The sequence below is a fragment of the Neobacillus drentensis genome, assembly GCF_036965425.1.
Taxonomy (GTDB): Bacteria; Bacillota; Bacilli; order Bacillales; family Cytobacillaceae; genus Neobacillus; species Neobacillus drentensis_F.
The window spans coordinates 41,581-45,817 of record NZ_JBALPP010000034.1 but is presented as its reverse complement, the minus strand read 5'-3'; the positions used below and the strand labels follow the sequence as shown (position 1 = coordinate 45,817).

Here is a 4,237-nt window from a genome sequence, read left to right as displayed (position 1 = left end):
CTTTAACACCTGCAAGTTTGGCAGCCAAGATGCCATGAAAACAAAAGTGGGCTTGTACGATATCAAACTTTCCTTCTTTTATATATTTAGAAAGCTTATTTATTCGGGAAATTTTACTTGATTCGTTAATTTCCTTGCAGGAGAATCCCTTCTCTTTAAGCCGGTTTGCCACCGTCCCTCCTCTAAAGTAGGCAACACCTGTCTCAAATTCCTGGTCACTCGTATTTTTTACGAGATTATAGATTACTTCCTCTAAACCACCTTTATCTAGTGTATCGCAAACATGGAGAACTTTTATTTTTTTCATTCTTTTACCTCTTTACTTTTAATCAGGAGATCAATCCAATTTATAAACGGAGTTCCTTTAACTTCTCTTCCATATATTGAATCAAACCATCCTTGATTTCCTCATTCTGAAGTGCAAACTCAATGGTTGTTTCGATAAAGCCTAATTTTTCACCAACGTCATATCGTTTCCCTTCAAATTCATAGGCAAAAACTCGTTGGATTTCATTTAGCTTTTGAATCGCATCTGTTAACTGGATTTCTCCACCTGCTCCAATTTCCTGTCTATCTAAAAACATGAAAATCTCAGGGTTTAAAATGTACCTTCCAATAATGGCAAGATTAGACGGTGCAGTGCCAGGTTTAGGTTTTTCAACAAATTGACGAACTTGGTATCTCCTGTCATTCTGAGCTAATGGATCAATTACCCCGTAGCGGTGTGTTTCTGTTTCAGCCACTTTCATAACACCAATCACAGAGGAAAGTGTTTTTTCATATTCATTTATAAGCTGACGTAAGCAAGGCGTTTCTGCCTGAACAATATCATCCCCTAAGAGGACGGCAAAAGGTTCGTTTCCAATGAAATTCCTTGCACACCAAACGGCATGCCCTAACCCCCGGGGCTCTTTTTGGCGAATATAATGAATATCTACAAGGTTAGAGGATGCTTGAACTTTCTCTAGCAGTTCAAACTTTTCTTTTTCAAATAAGGTTTGTTCCAATTCAAATGCATGGTCAAAATGATCTTCAATCGCCCGTTTGCCTTTACCTGTTACAATAATTATATCTTCAATGCCTGATTCAATCGCTTCTTCCACGATATATTGAATAGTAGGCTTATCTACAATTGGAAGCATTTCTTTTGGCATTGCCTTCGTTGCTGGTAAAAACCGTGTCCCTAAACCTGCAGCAGGAATAATGGCTTTTCTAACTCGTTTCATAAATGATTCTCCTTTTACATTAATAAAACCTTATAAAGGAAGTAAAACTCTACAAATTAACTTTATTATTTCACAACCCCTAATTTTTGACAAGAATCGCCAAAAACAAAGGGGTCCCCCCCCATAATTAATGGAAATGGTCCCCCCTCTTTTTTATACATACAGTTTCTCTATTTTTTATAAAACGTATCGCATAACCCAGAATGATGAAATAATACATCGTGAAAGCATCCATTTCGAGAATATTATAGACCGCACCACTCACGACGGCAGCTACAATGAAATAAATCAAAAGTGGTGATAGATCTTGTTTCTTTCTGAGGTCCCAAGTTATTTTCATGAGGAAAATAACAAATGCTGCAAGAAGGATAATCCCTATTACCCCTGTTTCAGCAATAATTTGGGTATATTGGTTGTCCGAATAAAAGTTTCCATTAATCCCAAAGTGTTTATATATTGGTGATGAGTAAATAAGGGTCGCGGAGCCTCCGAACGTTCCAAACCCATATCCGATGATAGGGCTAGTTTTTAACACTTCGAGCGATTTTTTAAAATAATACGCGCGGCCATCCGCATTACTTAATGCCCTATTTTCCGCGGAAAAAGCATCAGAGAATCGATTAACTTCTTTTTCATCATAGTTATCCGTTTCATCTACGGATTGGTCTCCGTTAATTTCCTTAGCGTGTTGAATTTGATATTTTTCAACAACATGGGTAACTTTTTCAACTGAGAAAAATAATATTCCTGCCGTAATACCGATGATAGCTAAAGGCACCAAAAATTTTACTCTTCTAGTAATGACAAGGTAGACAGGTAAAAAGGCGATGACCGTTAACAAAGCTCCACGGGAATAGGTAAGAAGAAAAGCCGTTGCAATTAGAATAAGACTGGCAATAATTAATGACTTGCCCTTTCCTTTATCCTTCCGAATGGATAACAAATAAAATCCAATTAAAAAGGAGATGAGCAGGAACATCCCGGTTTCATTTGGTCCTCCCATTAAACCATAAATACGTTGTTTATTGGTATAGGATAGTTCCATCCTTTGCCAAACCTCAGGAAGAAATAAGGTTCTAACGGAAATTTTTTCTACTAACCCCTGCACGGAAAGCACTACCCCAAAAATGAGGGTCGTGAAGGAAAAATCCTTTATATCCTGAGGCGAAACCTTCATCCGTTTTATGATATAAAATAACAAATAAAAAAGACCAAAAGCACGCAGCTGAATAATGATTGCTTTAAGTGAAACGCCTGTAATTAAGGCAGATATTGCTCCGAGAATTAAAAACGCGAAGAAAGCATATTCAAATGGATGAAAGCGAAAGAGTTCGCGAAGATTCTTCCGATTATGATAGAAGGTTTTCACCAAAAGCAGTAGAAGAATCATATCTCCAATCAGCTTAAACCCTGTATTATAGACGGTTAAAAACGGACGAATTGGAACAAAGATAATCATGAATAATATGCCTATTTTTTCATCATAAAAAACAAATAATGCCAATAACAACGATATTCCAAATCCAATAATAGGTTGATGAATAAATAGACCAACAGCAACTAAAACGATTGCTGTTAAAAGCAGATATAGCCTCTGAATTGTGAAACCTGACATATACTTTACCTCTTAGTTTTTATTTTTAAATAATTAAGTGCTTTTTACATTTTATTAGTATACCAAGCTATAGAGCAGAAATCTAATAAAAAAGGTCCATTTGTATTTTATTACAAATTGCAACTCTTTACTCATGCTCTTTTCATTAAAATTACCACTCCCTTATGACAGGATTGGAATGGATGAGAAGGTAGGTTCATGATTGAATTGCAAGCTTTATTTGTGTAGAATCAAAAGTTAGGAGTAAATTTATTCATATGATTGGTTTTAGTAGGAGGTAAATGAAATTGGCAGTAGAATTGGAACAGAATAGTCCGTTAAGGCGTGCTCAGCATACGATGCTAGAGATGTTGTTAGCCGTTGATCATATTTGTAAAACAGAAAATATCCCATACTGGATAACAGATGGTACCTTACTTGGATCGGAAAGGCACAAAGGATTTATTCCTTGGGATGATGATGCCGATATCGGTATGTTAAGAAAAGATTATTCAAGATTTAAACGAGTCGTCGAAACGATGCTGCCCCCTAAATTCAAAGTGGAATCAGAAAATGTCCACACACACGGTAAGCACAATTGGTTAAAAATTCTTTTTCTTGAAGATTTTGATTGGGTTGATTGGCATGGGATTAAAAGACGGGGGATTTCCATTGATATCTTTCCATATGATTTCGTGTCCCATCCGAATAAAATGTCGGCCACGGAGAAAATAGTCCATCGAGTTGCCAGCATTAAATATCCTTCAGAAGCAAATAATATAAAAAATAAACTGCGAAGAGTAATTAATAAACTGCAATTACATGAAGCTTATTCTTATATTAACTCAAAGTCTGACTATGTTACTTATGGGATTGAAACACCTTATTTTGGCCATACCTATTATAATATTCATGATATCTTCCCGTTGAAAGAAGGTATTTTTGAAAACGAGTGGTTTAACGTGCCTCAGCACCCTAATCATTACTTAACAGCCTTATACGGGGAAGATTATATGGAGATGCCAGAGGAAAGCAAACGGCAAAGCCATATGTCAGATCTCACATCAATAAATGACTAATCAAGTTTTTGTCATTCGCACTTTTAATATAAGAAAGGCTACGCGGGTGTTTTATGCAAAAATCGTCAATCATTAAAAATGTAATTTACAAAATATTACTGAATCTGTTTAATATCATCATCCCTATCTTAGTAGGACCCTATGTATATCGTACTCTTGGGCCAAATTCTATCGGGATGGTACAGCGTTCTGAAACGATCTTTAATTACTTTTTCATTTTTGCGGTGTTTGGTGTTTATCAGTATGGCCTGAGAGAGATGAGCCGGATTAAGGATGATCAGACAAAGGTAAACCAATTCTTTACAAGTATGTTGACCATTAGTATGGGTACAAGTGTA

4 protein-coding genes and 1 pseudogene are annotated in these 4,237 nt (G+C 36.1%); 2 read left to right on the top strand and 3 right to left on the bottom strand.

Annotated features, from left to right (window positions below):
- From V7161_RS09210 to V7161_RS09200, 3 genes and pseudogenes are all read right to left on the bottom strand, one after another.
- Nucleotides 1–307: pseudogene (locus V7161_RS09210) on the bottom strand (hypothetical protein); the annotation flags it as partial.
- Nucleotides 308–347: 40 nt separating this feature from the next.
- Entirely contained in the window at nt 348–1,226 is an 879-nt protein-coding gene (galU, locus tag V7161_RS09205) for a UTP--glucose-1-phosphate uridylyltransferase GalU (protein WP_223592208.1), read from the bottom strand.
- A gap of 127 nt (nt 1,227–1,353) precedes the next feature.
- Complete coding sequence (locus tag V7161_RS09200) at nt 1,354–2,841, bottom strand: O-antigen ligase family protein (protein WP_335444339.1); 1,488 nt, start codon at nt 2,839–2,841, stop codon at nt 1,354–1,356.
- 287 nt (nt 2,842–3,128) lie between these two features.
- On the opposite strand from V7161_RS09200, the gene V7161_RS09195 reads away from it, so the two are divergent.
- Together V7161_RS09195 and V7161_RS09190 are read left to right on the top strand one after the other, a co-directional pair.
- Nucleotides 3,129–3,899 carry a LicD family protein gene (locus V7161_RS09195; protein WP_335444336.1) on the top strand — a complete coding sequence of 257 codons (771 nt, stop codon included), beginning with the start codon at nt 3,129–3,131 and terminating at the stop codon, nt 3,897–3,899.
- A 53-nt stretch (nt 3,900–3,952) separates the two neighbouring features.
- On the top strand, nt 3,953–4,237 hold a 285-nt coding region (locus V7161_RS09190; RefSeq protein ID WP_335444332.1), incomplete at its 3' end, for an oligosaccharide flippase family protein.

Bases quoted from the DNA above. Each gene is read 5' to 3' on its own strand.
- galU (WP_223592208.1), bottom strand. From the start codon at position 1,226: ATGAAACGAGTTAGAAAAGCCATTATTCCTGCTGCAGGTTTAGGGACA.
- V7161_RS09200 (WP_335444339.1), bottom strand. From the start codon at position 2,841: ATGTCAGGTTTCACAATTCAGAGGCTATATCTGCTTTTAACAGCAATC.